The organism is Paenibacillus sp. KS-LC4 (assembly GCF_036894955.1).
Lineage (GTDB): Bacteria > Bacillota > Bacilli > Paenibacillales > Paenibacillaceae > Pristimantibacillus.
Window position 1 is genome coordinate 262,268 of record NZ_CP145905.1, and the last position, 16,490, is coordinate 278,757.

Below are 16,490 nucleotides of genomic sequence, written 5' to 3' on the forward strand. Positions count from 1 at the left end.
GCTTCTGCTAAAATAAATAGGGGCTGTCCTAAAAGTAAGTTCGCTCACTTGAGGAAACAGCTCGCTTCATGAAAAATAGGCAAAAATAAAGAAATGGCGGTGCTAGGGAGGTCATCCCTGCACCGCTATTTCTGACTTTTGGTCTATTGTCGCTTTCGTGAGCAAATTGTGGGCGAGCGAAAGCCGTCCGAACTCAAGGCTTACCTTCGGCAGGCCACGAAGCAGAAAGCGCCGGAATCCCCAATTGTTCTTCATTTGTCCAAATACACTCTCGGGCTTGATCATTCGTCGAACCGACAGGGCGTATCCCTCGTCGCTCCTAAGTTTCTCGCGTACTTGGTCATTTATGACTTTTGGGACAGCCCCTCTTTTTATATTGACTGAGATCCAATGGCTAATAGATTCTTGCAAATGGCAATGCAATATCATTTTAAATAGGTGACAATCTTATATAAATTCTCTATTTTTTTTCGATCAGGAAGTTATATAAAAAGGGATTTGAAATTTATAAAACCAAATTTTAATAAATTAAAATAGTTGAAATCTGACATGAAATATATTACATTGTATAATTATGGAGTTATAAAGTTACTGTCTCATTTAAGTGTTTTCTTTTCTAGTTAAAGGGGATTATTTTTATATAAGGGAATAATATAATTAATTAGGTCGATTCTGTAATGTGAGTTCGGATAACCATCTATTTTCTAATTTATTAAACAATTATATAAAAAGGCTCAAGTAAATTTGCTTAAAAATATCTTTCTTAAGAGGAGAAATGTTTAAGTATCAAGATAGTAACTCTTAATTTTTATGAAATGCTGGCCAGCTTTCATTTATAAAAACTAGAGGTGATATTTATGAAACAGAATAAAAGCTTCATGATTTTTCTAACTATGATTTGTTTGGTTTTTGTTGCTACACCTGTTTATGCTGAGAAAGCTGAGATTCAAGTTGTCAACGAGGGTCTGGTTACTATTTCTTATGAAGATGCAACTAATATAGATCCGTTTATAGAGGTTACTAAACTTGATACCATACTAAAAGAACAATATTTCAAAACAACCAGTTATAACTTAGAACAAGCTGTTTCGGAATATAACACAGAAAATAAAATCACACTCAAATCTGCTAGTTATTGTATGTCCCAGTGCGAAGAATCTTATCGAACAGGTATTCTATCACAACGACAAGGAGATGCCTTGGCTGTTAGTACTTTTTATGGTTATCATTGGAATAATCTTCTTGGTGCTGTTCATTGGACGGGCGTTGGCGGTTCAACAGCTGGATTTTGGGAAGGAGGAGGTACAGCTCAAATGATGAGAATTGATCATACCCTGTCTTTCTCAAGTGCATCAATTAATTTATCTACTTCTCCTGGGTTCTCTGGGAGTGGTTCAACAAGCACGCTGACAGGTGTGGCTGTGATTAATAAAAATTATCATCAATCAAGTTTTGCAGGTACAAGTGCATCGAGCTTATTGTATTTAGGGCCAGCTACACATGAGGGATCTGTATTCGTAAGAACTCCATGGGGTTCTGATTTAAGGCCAATGGCCTCTGTTACAATAGATTAATAATAAGAGAGCTAGCAGATTTACTGTTAGCTCTCTTTCATTACAATTTTAAAGCCAAATAGGAGATATGATGAGAACTATATTGAAGAAAATATTAATCTTGTTTTTTTCTTTTAGTATTGTTGTTGGATGTGTTATTCATGATGATACTAAGGGAATCAATGATCAAAACACCAGCATTAAAATAAGCAAACTGAACAATATAGCAGGGAAAATGAACTTATATAGTGGTGGTTATTCAGCGCAACCAATTCAAAACCAATTTGGATCACTTTACTCAACATACTTTATTGTGGATGCACTAATGAGAATAAACTATAATTTTTCTGAACATGAAATAGAGTCGATAAAACGGTTTTTGGAAAAAGAGTATGACAATTTATTGAATGAAAATAATACTAATCTTATCTTTGATTTATATTATTATGTTGCTTTGAACTCAATGTTTAATATGAAAATCAATAATCACAAAAATGAAATTTCGAACTTGTTGAAGAATTTGAAATCTATAAGCGGTAGTTATTATTATGAATATTCAGATCTTAGGGTCGATGATTTTTCAGAGATCAATAAAATTTCCTCTACATATTACGCAGTGAAGATAGAAAAATATTTAAATATGAACCCAGACATACAAACAATTAAATGGAGTGAAAATATTTTAAATGAATCGCTGAAGAATAAAGTGGATGTTAGGTTCATTTCAGTTTTGCTTAAATTAGGGGATGAACTAGAAATTGATTATGATAAGAAATTGATTCAGGATTTATATAAAGATGACATTTCTCAAATACTTATAGAGAGCAATCAGTTACTTGAAATTGATGTGGTTATTGAATTAGCAGGGCATTTAGACAGAGATTATGAGCCGGATGAGTTATTTTGGGGTAAAATAAATCGAAATCAAAATGGAGATGGTGGTTGGGGTTATGATCTCAGTGAATTTTCCGATGAGCAGGCAACAAATATAGTGATTAAAATTCATGATCATTACAACAAAGAGGTAAAAAACATTGAAGGAATTAAGGACTTTCTTTTAGAACAAAAAAGTTTCTTTGGTGGATTCTCTCCAATGTTTAAAAGTGCTTTTGATATTAATAGTACTTTTTATATTTTATATCTAAATAACAAGTATGGTTTGGAAAACAGAAATATAGAAAAAATAAGGGGTTTAGTGAATAGCAGTCTGGATAATTTTCAAGAATTATCTTCGATAAATAAAAATAGAGTATTATTAATTAATGATATTTTAAAATTTAATATTCCTTACACCGAATATATCAACAGTCAAAAATGGGGGTTATACGAGGGTGTTTCTGATGAAACGTTAATATCTGCTTTCTATTATTCAGAAGTTCTATCAGAATACGAGGAGAATGACCTTCATTTCGAAAAAAATATCGAAGAATATATCGAAAGAAAAGCAATCAAAGATGAGTTTAATTTAAATATTTATTTGATTGTTGAAAATATAAAACTATCTTTTCAAACTATAAAGTCAGAAGAAGTTATGAAGGTTTTATACGTAAATAATTTAGATGTTGAAAGATTTATGGAAGGTACAGAAGGGATGTTTCTTATTAGTAATTTGCTTTTAAATATAAAAAGGGAGGAAGTTTCTAACAAAGAGCTTTATGACTCATTATTAAAAGATTTAAAACAAAAGACAATTGACTTAGAAAAAATGATTGTTTCTTTGGATGCTCCTTTGAATCTGGCGGACTTATATTATTTGGAGAAATTAAAGCAGAACTATTTAATTAGCCGTTAATAGTAGTAGCCAATTATAAGCGGAAGGGGAGTTAATTGATGAGGAAGAAAATGGTATTGTTCTTTGCAATCTTATGCTTAATGGTTGTTGTTGTGATTTATAGTGGGAGTACGATAAACCAGCCTGCTAAAATTGATTCTGCAGCTGTATCTATTTTTGTTCAAGAAAAATACAATTCGGAAAAATTTGATTATCTTTCTAATTATTTAACGCCAGATAAGCTATATTATTATACATTTATGTTGAATAAAGAAAATAATGAGAAGGTTTTAGCGTTGGTTACTCGTAATGGAGATGGATATAATGTGTCGCTTGAAAGTGTGTACCAAAATAATAATTCAACAATTGATGTTCTAAAACTAGGTGAAAGCTTTTATACAAGCGTGATTGATATAAATAATAAGAAGATTAAACATCTAGAAATTACCGATTCCAGCGAAACGACTTGGGAGGTAAAGAGTGCTGATCGAGGATCCTTATATTTCAACGGAGAGATACTAATTATTCGGGGATACGATGAGGGAAAGAACAATATATTTTATTATTGCTATGAAGAGAATTATTGCAAAAATAAAGGATTATTAAAATATGGTTAACCTAAGGGGTGTAAAGTGAGAGTGTCTATCTGTTGCTAATTGATAAGAGGCTCATTTCGAAGTAAATAACGGGTGCTGCTCTGATAGTAGAGCAGTACCCGTTTTGCGATTATAAATGCGATTGAATCGCTTCGCGAATTTTCATCATCGTGCGATTCAGATCGAGATTTTCCAGCACATGCTCGCATTGCTTGCGGTAGACGACCTCTTCGGTGTAAATCGACATGTAGCTGTTGATGACATCCGAAGGAAGTCCCTTCGCCTCCAGCCGCTCAATGACCGTACGTTTTTCTACATACAGGAAGATGCGGACGACTTGCTCGCCGTACAGCTTCTTGATTAGCGAAGCGCCATCGCTGTTGAGAATCATGTACAAATGCTTGCCCTCGCTCAGTAAATCGGTGAGCTCACGAGTGCGGATACCATAATGATGCTTATGGATGACGGCGGTTTCAATAAAATCGCCGCTTGCGTTCATACGGTCAAAGCGTTCTTGATCAATATAATGATAGTCGCGGTCAGGCGGCTCAGAATCTCTTGGGGGGCGTGTTGTGTAAGAGCTGACATGCTTGATGCCAAGTTCCTTGCCGATCCGGTGAGCCATCGTTTTTCTTCCAGATCCGCTAGTACCGGTGAAAATGAAGATATAAGGTCCAGCCATAGCCTGTCGCCTCCTTCTCCGAATGAAAAATACAAGGCTTCTATAAGCTTATCGCCTATAAAGTCTTACACCTTATGAAGGATAACATTCGACAAAAATCGTGCGAATCCTTCTTTATAGAAGGAGAGGTCATGTTAATATTCAATAAATTGGTAAAAAAATTACGATTCCGAAGGCTCTAGAATTTGGCCGATGAGATAAGCAATGCGGAAGCGCAAATTGTCGTTGTCATTTCGCAGCTTGCGGCCTGTAAGCTGCTCACATTTTTCCAAGCGGTAAATGACGGTATTGCGGTGTACGAACAGCTGCTTGGCCGTTTCAGCGATCTGGCAGTTGTTGCTGTGGTAAACGATGAGTGTGCGCATCAGCTCGCTGCGCTCTTTGTCCTCCAGCCGGTTCAGCTCCTTGAACATGTCGTTGTGAAATTTTCTCAGCTCCTGAGCCGGCAGCAAACGAAGCAAATCCGTTAGCTCCTTAGCATGGTAAAACTGTACGAACCGGCGCTTGCGACTGGTGAAGGCTGTCTCCCAGGCGTCAACCGCCTCCTTGTAGGTTGCTGGAATGTCGGTCAGCTTCTTGACCGGGTTGCCAATGCCGAAGGAGACGGCGATGCCCGTGCTTTCGAATACCTGATCACTGATGCGAGCCAGCAGCTCTGGTGCCACCGTCTGCGCTTCCTCAGGCTGGAAGGTGAGCAGGAGCACAAGCCAGCTTTTCTTGCTGAAAATGATAAAGGACTGCCCCTGTGCCTTGAAAGCGGACTTCAGGCTGTCATACAGCTCCTCATAGTCGGCTAGCTGCTGTTCTTCAAACGGCTTTGCTCGGAAGGCTGCTTTGGATGCTGTTGAGGTGGCGGGTTCGTCAGCGCTGCTGTCCGGCCTTGCCACAATGCACAAGGAGGAAGTGGCTCCTGCGTTCAGACCGTACCGATTGCCGCGGCGCAGCATCTCCTGCTCGGAGGTGACGAGGCCATCTACAAAATCTGAAAACAGATCATTTTTGTAGCGCCGCGACCGCTCCTTGACCGCCTGCGTCTTCAACAGCTCAAAGCTAATGACGTTGGCAGCCTGTTCCATAGCGAGCGCGGGAAGCTGCTGGAGCTGGTACGAATGCTGAAGTGAGACGAGAAAGCCTTGCGGCTGATACGTCTTGATCGGATGCACGGCAACATGATTGAGGACGCCGGGCTCAGGAGCGGTCAGACAGAACACGGCTTCCTTGTCCTGTGCGCTCAGCGAGCCTACGGCCAAGGAGATTTGAGGGAGCATGCGGGAATACGGCTCTTTCTGAAAATGGGACGAAGCCGCAGCTAGCGTAAGCTTCGAATCAAACAGCAGCGTAGGGCTGCCCAGCAGCGCCGCGAGCTCCTGAACGATTTCGCGAATCCCCTGTCCCTTGAGTACAATGTTGGAAAAGTGGCGGTGGCTCTCCAGCGCATATCGCAGCTCATCGGTCTGCTTCTCCAAAATAAAGCCCAGTGATTGATTGAGAATATCGCCAAGCGACACATCAAGCGACAATTCAATAAGCGGGAATTGCAGCTCATTCGCTCGGGCGATAGCGGCTTCCGGCATTTCGGCAAGGAAACGCTTTGTCTTGATGCCGAGGCCTGCGCAGCCGACTGCGGCCATTGAAGTAATTAGCGCGACGAGATCCTGCGGCGTATCCTTAAGCGCATAAGCAGTCGTAACGAGCAGCTCATGCGGCTTAATATAATGAATGATATCCGGGGCGTCCATTAAATTGACGGTGCTGACCTTGCGGTTAAGTCCGGCGTGCCCGGCAGCCACCGTCGAGCCGGAGAGGGAAGGTATTTTTAATAGATCGGCTAAAATCATCGGTTCCGCTTCCTCGCTCTCTTCATGTTAGAATAGATAACGCGAATATATCATTTTTATAGCTGAAAAACAATGAAAATAAGTTAATGTAACCAATTAGCCGTCATATCATTAGTTAAGTTGAACAATGACTTGCTCGTGTGCCGATGATTATAATGAAGGTATGTTAGATAAACTGTGCGATTAGAAGAGGATAGGAAGCGGACTAGCGTCAGAAGGAGGTGGCACCATGAGTGGCAGCGCACTGGGAACGGTAAAAGAGCGAGAGGCGCTTATTTCGTCGCTTGCTGAAGATTTGGAACAGCTGCTGGTATGGTTGTCCGGCTATGGAAGGCAGGAAGGCGGCGGGGTGACTCGGCTGTTGTATTCTGAAGCGTGGAAGGAGGCGCAGCTGGCGCTTGCTGAGCGAATGCGCATGAGTGGGCTTGTGCCTTCCTTCGATCGGGTGGGGAATTTGTATGGCAAGCTGGAGGGGGTGGAAGGTGATCTTCCTTCTATTCTGACGGGCTCTCATGTCGATACAGTCAAAAACGGCGGTCTTTACGATGGCGCGTTTGGCATAGCGGCAGGAATTATAGCGCTGGATTATTTGAAAAAGCATTATGGAGCACCGAGGCGCAGCCTGGAGGTTGTATCCTTTTGTGAAGAGGAAGGCAGCCGTTTCCCCATCGCTTATTGGGGCTCTGGCAGTGTGACGGGCCGATTTAAGCTGGAGGATGCGGCGGGCATAGCCGATACGGATGGTGTACGGCTGGAGGATGCCATGCAGCAGACGGGCTTCGGAGCAGCGGAGGCTGCTGCGGGCAGAGGAGTAGATGAGCCGAGTGAAGCTGAGCGGCACGACATCGCGGCTTTCGTGGAAATTCACGTGGAGCAGGGAATTGTGTTGGAACGCGAGCGGCTGCAAATCGGAGTGGTTGAGGCGATTGTAGGTCAGCAGCGCTATACGGTAACGGTGACGGGCGAAGCCAATCATGCGGGAACGACGCCAATGGTTTGGCGCAGGGATGCCATGCGCGGAGCTAGCAAAATGATTGATTGGCTGCTGGATGCCGCTGCTCAGCAAGGTGCTCCGCTTGTGGCGACGACAGGCTATATGGAGGTTCGGCCAAACGTAACGAATGTCATACCGCAGGAAGTGTCCTTTACCGTTGATGTGCGGCATACGGATGAACGGGCTTTGGCGTTATTTTGCTGCCAATTTCATGAGCGCTTTGGCGAAATCGCCGCCTCCTTGGGACTTGAGCTGCATATTAAGCATTGGATGAACACGGCTCCTGTCGGTATGGATGAACAGCTGACTAGACAGGTGGAGCAAATTTGCGAGCGAAATGGCATTGCTCACCGCCGAATGGTCAGCGGAGCGGGGCATGATGTGCAGGAGCTGCAAAGCATTTGCCCATCTGCAATGATTTTTGTTCCAAGTCGTGGTGGAGTTAGCCATTCGCCGCTTGAGCATACCGATTCGCTGCAGCTTGCAGAAGGGACGGCTGTGCTGATCGAGCTTTTATACCAACTTGCCTATGGAGAGGGTTCCCTATGAAAAAATATAAAGATTTATCCCCTACGCCGCGTACGATTATGACTCCGGGTCCTGTAGAGGTTGACCCGCGTGTGCTTCGCGCGATGTCTTATCCGATTTTGGGGCAGTTTGACCCCGAATTTACAGGTCTGATGAATGAAACGATGGGTATGCTTCGCGAGCTGTTCCAGACGGAAAATGAGTGGGCGTTCCCGATTGATGGCACGTCGCGCTCCGGGCTGGAAGCGGTGCTGACGAGCGTCATTGAGCCGGGCATGAAGGTGCTGATTCCGATTTATGGCCGCTTCGGTCATCTGCTTGCGGAAATTTCCGAGCGCTGCGGGGCAACTCTAGTGACCCTGGAGCAGGAGTGGGGTCAGGTGTTTGAGCCTGATGAGGTCATCAGAGCGATTAAACGCGAGCAGCCTGCTGTCGTGGCGATGGTGCATGGCGAAACGTCGACGGGGCGCATACAGCCGCTGGCAGAAATCGGCCGAGCGTGCCGTGAGCTGGATGTGCTGTTCATTGTAGATGCGGTCGCGACGATTGGCGGTGTTCCGATCGAGACGGACAATTGGTGTATCGACGCTGTCATTGGCGGCACGCAGAAATGCCTGTCCGTCCCTTCGGGCATGGCGCCAATTACGTATAATAGCCGAATCGAGCGGCATATTATGCAGCGCAAGCGTATTGAACGGGGGCTGCGTGATCCGGGCGAACCGCTGCCCGAGCTGGGCCGGACAATTCGGAGCAACTATTTTGACCTCAGCCAGCTTCAGGATTATTGGAGTGCAGCGCGGCTGAATCATCACACGGAAGCGACGTCGATGCTGTATGCGCTGCGCGAAGGACTGCGGATTTTGCTGGAGGAGGGGCTGGAGGCGCGTTTTGCCCGCCATCTGCTGCATGAGCGTGCTTTGGTCGCAGGCATCAAAGGTATGGGACTGGAGCTTTATGGTGACCCGGCGTGCAAGCTGCCTGTTGTCACCTGCGTCGTAATTCCAGGCGGTGTGGATGGTGAGGCGGTCAGAGCGATGCTGCTGGAGCAGTTCGGCATTGAAATTGCCAGCTCGTTTGGCGTGCTGAAGGGAAAAATATGGCGCATTGGCACAATGGGCTACAGCTGCCGCAAGCAAAATGTGCTGCAGGTTCTCGGCGCGCTTGAAGCTGTCTTGACCTATTTTGGTGTGGAGGTTGCAAAAGGTTCTGCTGTGCAGGAGGCGCTCGCTATGTATCGGGAAGCGGAGGCTGACAGCAGCTTGCAGTAAGTTTTCTGGTGGGTGCCTGCTGAGCTGGGGGAGTGCTCGTTCCATTGGGTGTTTGAGCGCTTGCCCGTGTATTAGCGATCTCTTGGCATAGCGAATGCTGTGTAATGAATAGTGAGTAGAGTAGGAGTCCGCCCCTTGTGGCGGGCTTTTTTTCTATTTCATTGTGAGCGTGAGTTTTTACTGAGGCTAACAGGCGAGTCGGGCAGGTTGTTGAAGAATTAGTATTAAATGCGCTGTTATCTAACATGACTAAAAAAGAGGCAGTCTTTTTGGTTACTATAGACAATGTAAAAAAGCTGCATCCCCCTTATAATGATGTTAGTAAATAGAACTCGTTGAGTCATGAAATATAACATATTAGGGGGATTGAAGGATGGAACAAACTAAAAAAATGCGTCAGCCCTTTTACAAAGGACTATTTTTTCAAATTATGCTGTCAATTGTGGCGGGTATTGTGGTTGGGTACTTGTGGCCTACGTTTGGCGTAGCTCTGAAGCCTGTTGGAGACGGCTTTATCCGCCTGATTAAAATGGTGATTGCGCCGCTCGTTTTCGTTGTTGTTGTGCTGGGCATTGCCAAGGTGGGCAACATAAAGACGGTAGGGCGGATCGGCGGGAAGACGCTGCTTTATTTTGAAGTTATTACGACGCTTGCACTCATTATTGGAATGGTCATTGCGAATCTCATGAATCCCGGCGCTGGCATGAATATTGATCCGGCCACGCTATCGACAGACGGTGTTCAGCAAGCGACGAAAAACGGTCATCTGCCTAGCGGCTCTGAGTTTTTCCTTAACATTATCCCGGAAAGTGCTGTGGCGGCATTTTCAACCAATACGATGCTCCAGGTATTGCTGGTTTCCTGCTTCGTAGGATTTGCCATTGTGCATATCGGCGGCCGCACGTCTGAGGTTCTAGTTGATTTTCTAGACCATGTAAGCAAAGTTATCTTTCAAATTATGGGCTATATTATGAAGCTTACTGCGCTAGCTACATTTGGCGCGATGGCCTTTATGGTCAGCCAATATGGCGTTCAGACGCTGATGGCATTCGGCAAGCTTTTCCTTGCCATGACGGTCGCGTGTGTGCTGTTCCTGCTTCTGCTGGCCGTTGTCATGCGAGTGTTCGTCGGCATTAGTCTATGGAGGCTGATCATGCTGGTGCGGGAGGAAATTGTATTTGCCTTTGCCACTGGCTCGACGGAGGCGGTTATGCCGCAGCTCATGAACAAATTTGAAAAAGCGGGCTGTGACCGCGCTGTCGTTGGACTCGTTGTACCGACAGGTTATTCGTTCAATTTGGACGGTGCCTCCATCTATCTATCACTTGCTGTAGTGTTTTTGGCGCAGGCGACAGGCGTAGACCTCGGCTTGAAGGAACAACTGGTGCTGCTTGGTGTGCTGCTGCTCACGTCCAAGGGGATGGCGGGCATTCCGGGCTCGGCTTTTGTTGCCTTATCCGCTACTGCGGCAAGCACAGGCTCTATTTCAATGGCTGCTGTTGCGCTTATGCTGGCGCCTGACCGCATTATGGGCAACTTCCGAACGACGGTCAACATTATTGGCTATTCGGTTGCGACGTTTGTAATTGCCCGCTGGGAGGGGCTGCTCGATAAGGGGCTTGCGCAGCAGGCTATGCAGCGCAAGGTGACGGCTGAGGCTCCGGTCTTGGTGAAGGAAGCGCCGGTTGTCAGCAAATAATACTCTGAAAGCTAAGATGACATTTTTCTATTGTGGAAGTACTACCTTCGTGTAGTGCTTCTTATTTGCGTGTCTTTAGTTGCGCGCGAGATATTTCCCTTCAAAAATGCCATAATAGAAAAAAAACTAGCAGGGGGTGACAAAACGATGACAGAGCGCGTATATTCTTTTCCGCCCGTCATTGATGAACGGGCCCGCGTGCTGGTGCTGGGGACGGCGCCGAGCGTGAAATCGCTGGAGCATCGGCAATTCTACGGTCATCCGCGCAACTATTTTTGGGGGATGGTGTACGGGCTCTTTGACGCTGGGGCGCCGGACGAGGATTATGCGAAGCGGCTCGCTTTTTTGCAGCAGCATCGACTGGCGGTATTCGACGTCATTGAATCCTGCGAGCGCGAGGGCAGCCTGGATGTGAACATAAAAGATGAGAAGCCGAATGATCTGCCGGCGCTGCTGGCGCAATATCCGGGGCTGCGCTGCTTTGCATTTAATGGGACGAAGGCGTATGATACGTTTCGAAAATATTTTCGCGAGCATCCGGCATTTGACTCGCTCGCTCTGCTTAAAATGCCGTCTACGAGCCCGATTCCGACGCAGAAAATGCGCAACCTCGAGGACCGAATCGAAGCCTGGCGCGGTATTATTCCTTTTTTGGAGGAACAGTAATCGTCCTTAATCGTTGAAATTGCAGGGATACGTGTATATAGTAGAAGCATACGTTAAGACTGAAAATACAGGAGCACGAGCATGTCAGAAAGAATGAACGTCAGCATTAGGCTGGAAAGCAGGCAGGATGGCGCTGTTCAGGTGAGTGAGCATCGCGGAGAGCTGTTTCGCAAGGATCGCTCAATCTATATCCGGTACGAGGAGTCAATTGAGGGTGAAGCGAAGGCTGAGCCAATCAGGTCGCTTATTCGCTATCGTCAGGGCGAGCTGCTTATTACGCGGCGTGGTGCGGTGGATTCGGAGCAGCTTTTCGCCGTAGGCGGCAGACGGGCTGGGCGCTACCGCTCGCCGTTTACGTCTTTTCCGATGGAGACGGAGACGAAGCGGCTCGCGTTTCATGCGGAGGACGCTGCTGCGGGAGAGTCGGCGGAGCCTCCTTTTACAATAGAATGGAACTATGATTTATGGATTGAAGAGCATTTATCCGGCCAGTTTCATATCAGGCTGCATATTCAGGGGGAACAGTAACGATGAGTGGAAATGTATTAGAGCAATTGTATGAGCAAGTTAAAGCGGCCATTGCCGACGCAGCGGTAGCAGGCGGGCTTGCAGCGCGTGAGGAGCTGCCGGCATTCGTGCTGGAGGTGCCGAAGGATAAAGAGCATGGCGATTTGGCGACCAATGCGGCGATGCAGCTGACGAAGCTGGCGAAGAAAAATCCGAGGATGATCGCCGAAACGATTATCGCGAATCTCGACTATGTGAAAGCGTCGATTCAATCAGCTGAGATCGCAGGACCAGGCTTCATTAACTTCCGTATGGACAAAAGCTACTTGTATGACGTTGTTGGCGAGGTCGTCTCAGGCGGCGACAGCTACGGACGTACGCATATCGGTGCAGGCAAGCGCGTGGAAATGGAGTTCGTCAGCGCGAACCCGACAGGCAGCCTTCATCTTGGACATGCACGCGGTGCGGCAGTAGGCGATGCGCTGTGCAATGTGCTTGAATATGCAGGCTATGAGGTAACGCGTGAATATTATATTAATGATGCCGGCAATCAGGTGAACAATCTGGCGAAGTCGATCGAAGCGCGCTATCAGCAGGCGCTGGGCAAGGAAGCGGAAATGCCGGAGGATGGCTACCATGGCGCGGATATTGTCGGCTTTGGAAAGCTGCTTGCTGAGCAGGAGGGAGATCGTCTGCTTGGCCTGAGCGACGAGGAGCGCTTGGAATTTTTCCGCAGCTTTGGCCTAGAGCGCGAGCTGGATAAAATCAAGCATGATCTTAATCGCTTCCGCGTCGGCTTTGACATCTGGTATAGCGAAACGTCGCTTTACAAAAATGGCAAGGTTGAGCAGGCGCTTGAGGCGCTTAAGGAAAAGGGGCATGTATACGAGGAGGAGGGTGCGACGTGGCTTGACACGATGCCTTTCGGTGACGATAAAAACCGCGTGCTCGTCAAAAATGATGGCTCCTATACGTATTTGACTCCAGACATCGCATACCATATGGACAAGTACAGCCGCGGCTACGACCGGATGATCAATATATGGGGAGCAGACCACCATGGCTACATTCCGCGTGTTAAAGCGGCGATGGAGGCGCTAGGCAACGATCCAAGCAAACTGGTCGTCTTGATTGCCCAGATGGTCAGCCTGTTCCAGGATGGGGAAAAGGTGAAGATGTCCAAGCGTACCGGCAAAGCGGTAACGATGCAGGACTTGATGGATGAAGTAGGCGTGGACGCCATCCGTTATTTCTTCACGATGCGCAGCATGGACTCGCATCTGGATTTTGATATGGATCTCGCGATTTCAACCTCCAACGAGAATCCCGTGTTTTATGTGCAATATGCGCATGCGCGCATTTGCAGCATTTTCCGTCAGGCGCAGGAGCAGAGCCTCGCGCTGCTGCCGCTTGAGCAGATCGACCTCAGCAAGCTGACGTCGGAAGCCGAATACGACCTGCTGCGCAAGCTCGGCGAGCTGCCGCAGGAGGTGGCGGAGGCGGCGGAGCAATATGCGCCGCATCGCATCATTCGCTATGTGTATGAGCTGGCCTCCCAGTTCCACAGCTATTATAGAGCGGAGCGCGTCATTACCGAGGATGCAGCGCAGACTCAAGCGCGTCTCGCGCTGCTTGGCGCTATTCGCACCGTTATTGCGAACGCGCTTCGCCTCGTAGGCGTATCGGCCCCTCAACAAATGTAAAATTACCCATTCAGATAAAGGTCAGCCCTTGCGGCAGCGGTGGCAGAAAGCTACTCGCGTCGCAGGGGCTTTTTTTCAAAGAAATGGAGCATAATACGGTTTAAAGGCGTATTGGGCCAGTTGCTTTAACTAGTGTATGCGATTATACTAATTTTCGAAAATGGACAACATCATAGAGAGCGAGGGAAAAGTCATGAGAGGCAATGAGTCCGATTTGCCTGTTGTATCAATTGTCATGCCTTGCTATAACGAGGAGGAAGCACTGCCGGAAACGGTAAGGCAGATGTCCTTGTTGCTGGAACGGCTGGTGAAGGAGGGAAAGGTGTCAGAGCAGAGCAAAATGCTGCTTGTAGATGATGGCAGCCGCGATAAAACGTGGTCGCTGATTGATTCCTTCCACCGGAGCAACCGTTTCGTGAGCGGGCTGAAGCTTTCTCGTAACGTTGGGCATCAGCGGGCACTGCTGGCGGGCTTGTTGACGGCGAAGGAGTATGCGGATTGCATTATTTCCATTGATGCTGATTTGCAGGACGATATTACGGTGATCGACGCGTTTATTGAGAAGTACAAGCAGGGCTTCGAGGTCGTGTACGGCGTACGCAACAAGCGGACGACTGATACGATGTTCAAAAAGCTCAGCGCGCAATTTTTCTACAAATTAATGATTAAGCTTGGCGTAAATGTCGTTTATAATCATGCGGATTACCGGATGATGAGCAGGAAGGTCGTTGATAAGCTGGAGGAATACCAGGAGGTCAATCTGTTCCTGCGCGGCATTATTCCTACCATTGGCTTCAAATCCGACAGCGTGTATTATGATCGTCTGGAGCGGACCGCCGGCGAATCGAAATATCCGCTGAAAAAAATGCTCATTTTCGCTTGGGAAGGCATTACCTCCTTCAGCGTTTCTCCTATCCGGGCAGTATCGGTTGTTGGCTTCTTCATGTCAGTCATGAGTCTTTTGTTCGCTCTTTATGTGTTCATACGGCACTTGCAGGGCAACACGGTATCTGGCTGGAGCTCGATGATTCTTTCGATTTGGTTTATTGGCGGTATTCAGCTGTTATGCATTGGACTAATCGGTGAATATATCGGCAAAATTTACATTGAAACGAAGAAAAGGCCGAAATACTTCGTTGAAACAGAGCTGCATAACGTTGTATTGGCGGAGCCGAAAGCGAAAACGCAGCAATTACAAGAGACGAGGTGACGAATGGAATCGCTGCTGCTTAAAGCAAAATCGAACACGCAAGTTTTGATCTTCCTGCTCTCTTTGTTTGTCATCACGAGAATATTGCTTTACTTTGCAGGCTTTCTCGGCATGAATTTGTTTCCAAACTATCAAGTGCCGCCGGACTATGCGGTCGTACAGGGGCATGATTTCACATCGAGCCAGCTCTCGATCCAGACGGATGTTTCACAGCTGAAGAAGCCAAGCTTTGAGGATTTAAGGAAATTTGACAGCGTATGGTATTTGGGTATTGCCGAAAATGGCTACGATACGTATAACATCAATGAACCGCATCCCAGTGCGAATTGGGTGTTTTTTCCTTTATACCCTTTGTTAGTCTTCTTGGTGGAGTCTATTTCTAAATATGATGCGACGGTCGTGGGATCGGTTTTATCGAATTTGTTTTTACTCGTATCGCTTTTGTATTTTTATGGAATTTGCTTGAAAAGAGGGCTGAAACAGGAGCATGCCCAAGTTGCGGTGCTGCTGCTGCTTATTTTTCCGACCGCCATCTTCTATGCTGTACCTTATACCGAAAGCCTGTTCCTCATGCTGTCGCTTATGACCGTATATTATGCGATGCAAAAGCGATATTTTCTCGCGTTTCTGTTCGGGGGCTTGTCCGCTGTGACGCGCAATCTGGGCTTCGTCAACTTGTTTTTCGTTGTGGGGACGCTGCTGATTGAACACAGGCTGTATCGTTTTAAGTGGAAGGACGCGAAATATTTAGGTTATGGTATTATTTCAGCACTGCCGCTGACAGGTTATCTATTATATATGAAATGGCTCACGGGCGATTTACTGGCTCCAATCACAGAGCAGAGCATCAACTGGTATCGCAAGACGGTTGCTCCATTTTCAAACTACATTCATTTTATCCAAAAGCCTTATTTCTCAGGAAACGGCGGCTGGGAAAATGGCCTGCTTGCCTTTATTATTGCTAATGCCGTCCTCGTCATTTTTGTTGCCTTTCTTATTATGCGCTGGAAAGATATTCGCCGTAATGCACATGAATGGCTGTTTTTTGCATATGGTCTGCTGCTGATGCTCATCCCGTTCGCCAGCGCCGAATTTTTGCAAAGCATTCCACGCTATGTCATGGTGGCGTTCCCCTTCTATATTTATTTTGCGGATGTGCTGAAAAATAATAAGCCGCTCCAAATGTTTTATTTCATGATGTTTTTCCTGCTCCATATTGTGTACGCGGTCTGCTACTTTAATGGATATTTTTTCGTTGTATAATTTATGAAAAAATAATTTGACGAAATTTGCGCTCAAGGTGTACAATAACACCATATAACATTAGTTCATACTTTATACCTATTATGTTTAACGAAAAGGCAAACTCAGGGAAACCTGATGTGCGCAAAGCTACAGGGGCTTCATTCCTAACGGAATATGCTCGCCAGCTGCCGAATTCAACATCGCTTCTTCCTTTATTAATCAAGGTAGAC

14 protein-coding genes and 1 riboswitch are annotated in these 16,490 nt (G+C 46.4%); of the genes, 11 read left to right on the forward strand and 3 right to left on the reverse strand.

Going from position 1 to position 16,490, the window contains the following annotated elements; genetic code table 11:
- Positions 1-111: 111 nt before the first annotated feature.
- A complete protein-coding gene (locus V5J77_RS01165; RefSeq protein ID WP_338553978.1) occupies positions 112-429 on the reverse strand; it encodes a transposase in 318 nt (105 codons plus the stop codon).
- A gap of 428 nt (positions 430-857) precedes the next feature.
- Here V5J77_RS01165 and V5J77_RS01170 point away from each other — a divergent pair, with 428 nt between their 5' ends.
- The 3 genes from V5J77_RS01170 (at position 858) to V5J77_RS01180 (ending at position 3,941) form a co-directional block, all read left to right on the forward strand.
- On the forward strand, positions 858-1,574 hold the full coding sequence (locus V5J77_RS01170; protein WP_338553979.1) for a hypothetical protein: 717 nt from the start codon (positions 858-860) through the stop codon (positions 1,572-1,574).
- A gap of 82 nt (positions 1,575-1,656) precedes the next feature.
- Positions 1,657-3,345: a hypothetical protein gene (locus V5J77_RS01175; RefSeq protein WP_338553980.1), complete on the forward strand. Its 1,689-nt coding sequence runs from the start codon at positions 1,657-1,659 to the stop codon at positions 3,343-3,345.
- Between the two features lie 38 nt (positions 3,346-3,383).
- A complete protein-coding gene (locus V5J77_RS01180) occupies positions 3,384-3,941 on the forward strand; it encodes a hypothetical protein (RefSeq protein WP_338553981.1) in 558 nt (185 codons plus the stop codon).
- Positions 3,942-4,050: 109 nt separating this feature from the next.
- Here the strand turns inward: V5J77_RS01180 and V5J77_RS01185 are convergent, their stop codons facing one another.
- Together V5J77_RS01185 and V5J77_RS01190 are read right to left on the reverse strand one after the other, a co-directional pair.
- On the reverse strand, positions 4,051-4,602 hold the full coding sequence (locus V5J77_RS01185) for a guanylate kinase (RefSeq protein WP_338553982.1): 552 nt from the start codon (positions 4,600-4,602) through the stop codon (positions 4,051-4,053).
- Positions 4,603-4,763: 161 nt separating this feature from the next.
- Positions 4,764-6,440, reverse strand: coding sequence for a PucR family transcriptional regulator ligand-binding domain-containing protein (locus V5J77_RS01190; RefSeq protein WP_338553983.1), 1,677 nt, complete (start codon positions 6,438-6,440; stop codon positions 4,764-4,766).
- Between the two features lie 229 nt (positions 6,441-6,669).
- Here V5J77_RS01190 and allC point away from each other — a divergent pair, with 229 nt between their 5' ends.
- The 8 genes from allC (at position 6,670) to V5J77_RS01230 (ending at position 16,278) form a co-directional block, all read left to right on the forward strand.
- Complete coding sequence (gene allC, locus V5J77_RS01195) at positions 6,670-7,983, forward strand: allantoate deiminase (RefSeq protein ID WP_338553984.1); 1,314 nt, start codon at positions 6,670-6,672, stop codon at positions 7,981-7,983.
- Positions 7,980-9,230, forward strand: coding sequence for an alanine--glyoxylate aminotransferase family protein (locus V5J77_RS01200; protein ID WP_338553985.1), 1,251 nt, complete (start codon positions 7,980-7,982; stop codon positions 9,228-9,230). Before allC ends, V5J77_RS01200 begins: the two co-directional genes overlap by 4 nt.
- 373 nt (positions 9,231-9,603) lie before the next feature.
- Entirely contained in the window at positions 9,604-10,929 is a 1,326-nt protein-coding gene (locus V5J77_RS01205) for a cation:dicarboxylase symporter family transporter (protein WP_338553986.1), read from the forward strand.
- A gap of 147 nt (positions 10,930-11,076) precedes the next feature.
- Positions 11,077-11,595, forward strand: coding sequence for a DNA-deoxyinosine glycosylase (locus V5J77_RS01210; protein WP_338553987.1), 519 nt, complete (start codon positions 11,077-11,079; stop codon positions 11,593-11,595).
- 81 nt (positions 11,596-11,676) lie between these two features.
- Positions 11,677-12,123 carry a DUF1934 domain-containing protein gene (locus V5J77_RS01215; protein ID WP_338553988.1) on the forward strand — a complete coding sequence of 149 codons (447 nt, stop codon included), beginning with the start codon at positions 11,677-11,679 and terminating at the stop codon, positions 12,121-12,123.
- Between the two features lie 2 nt (positions 12,124-12,125).
- Positions 12,126-13,805: an arginine--tRNA ligase gene (gene argS / locus V5J77_RS01220; RefSeq protein ID WP_338553989.1), complete on the forward strand. Its 1,680-nt coding sequence runs from the start codon at positions 12,126-12,128 to the stop codon at positions 13,803-13,805.
- Between the two features lie 193 nt (positions 13,806-13,998).
- Positions 13,999-15,015 (forward strand): glycosyltransferase family 2 protein, encoded by a 1,017-nt coding sequence (locus V5J77_RS01225; protein WP_338553990.1) that lies wholly within the window; start codon positions 13,999-14,001, stop codon positions 15,013-15,015.
- A gap of 3 nt (positions 15,016-15,018) precedes the next feature.
- Complete coding sequence (locus V5J77_RS01230) at positions 15,019-16,278, forward strand: mannosyltransferase family protein (protein WP_338553991.1); 1,260 nt, start codon at positions 15,019-15,021, stop codon at positions 16,276-16,278.
- Between the two features lie 87 nt (positions 16,279-16,365).
- Positions 16,366-16,453: riboswitch (cyclic di-GMP riboswitch) on the forward strand.
- Positions 16,454-16,490 lie beyond the last annotated feature (37 nt).

Excerpts from the sequence above, each read along its gene's own strand:
- V5J77_RS01230 (WP_338553991.1), top strand. The coding sequence starts at position 15,019 with ATGGAATCGCTGCTGCTTAAAGCAAAATCGAACACGCAAGTTTTGATC.
- V5J77_RS01210 (WP_338553987.1), top strand. The coding sequence starts at position 11,077 with ATGACAGAGCGCGTATATTCTTTTCCGCCCGTCATTGATGAACGGGCC.
- V5J77_RS01215 (WP_338553988.1), top strand. The coding sequence starts at position 11,677 with ATGTCAGAAAGAATGAACGTCAGCATTAGGCTGGAAAGCAGGCAGGAT.
- allC (WP_338553984.1), top strand. The coding sequence starts at position 6,670 with ATGAGTGGCAGCGCACTGGGAACGGTAAAAGAGCGAGAGGCGCTTATT.
- V5J77_RS01170 (WP_338553979.1), top strand. The coding sequence starts at position 858 with ATGAAACAGAATAAAAGCTTCATGATTTTTCTAACTATGATTTGTTTG.
- V5J77_RS01190 (WP_338553983.1), bottom strand. The coding sequence starts at position 6,440 with ATGATTTTAGCCGATCTATTAAAAATACCTTCCCTCTCCGGCTCGACG.
- argS (WP_338553989.1), top strand. The coding sequence starts at position 12,126 with ATGAGTGGAAATGTATTAGAGCAATTGTATGAGCAAGTTAAAGCGGCC.
- V5J77_RS01165 (WP_338553978.1), bottom strand. The coding sequence starts at position 429 with ATGATATTGCATTGCCATTTGCAAGAATCTATTAGCCATTGGATCTCA.
- V5J77_RS01205 (WP_338553986.1), top strand. The coding sequence starts at position 9,604 with ATGGAACAAACTAAAAAAATGCGTCAGCCCTTTTACAAAGGACTATTT.
- V5J77_RS01225 (WP_338553990.1), top strand. The coding sequence starts at position 13,999 with ATGAGAGGCAATGAGTCCGATTTGCCTGTTGTATCAATTGTCATGCCT.
- V5J77_RS01200 (WP_338553985.1), top strand. The coding sequence starts at position 7,980 with ATGAAAAAATATAAAGATTTATCCCCTACGCCGCGTACGATTATGACT.
- V5J77_RS01185 (WP_338553982.1), bottom strand. The coding sequence starts at position 4,602 with ATGGCTGGACCTTATATCTTCATTTTCACCGGTACTAGCGGATCTGGA.
- V5J77_RS01180 (WP_338553981.1), top strand. The coding sequence starts at position 3,384 with ATGAGGAAGAAAATGGTATTGTTCTTTGCAATCTTATGCTTAATGGTT.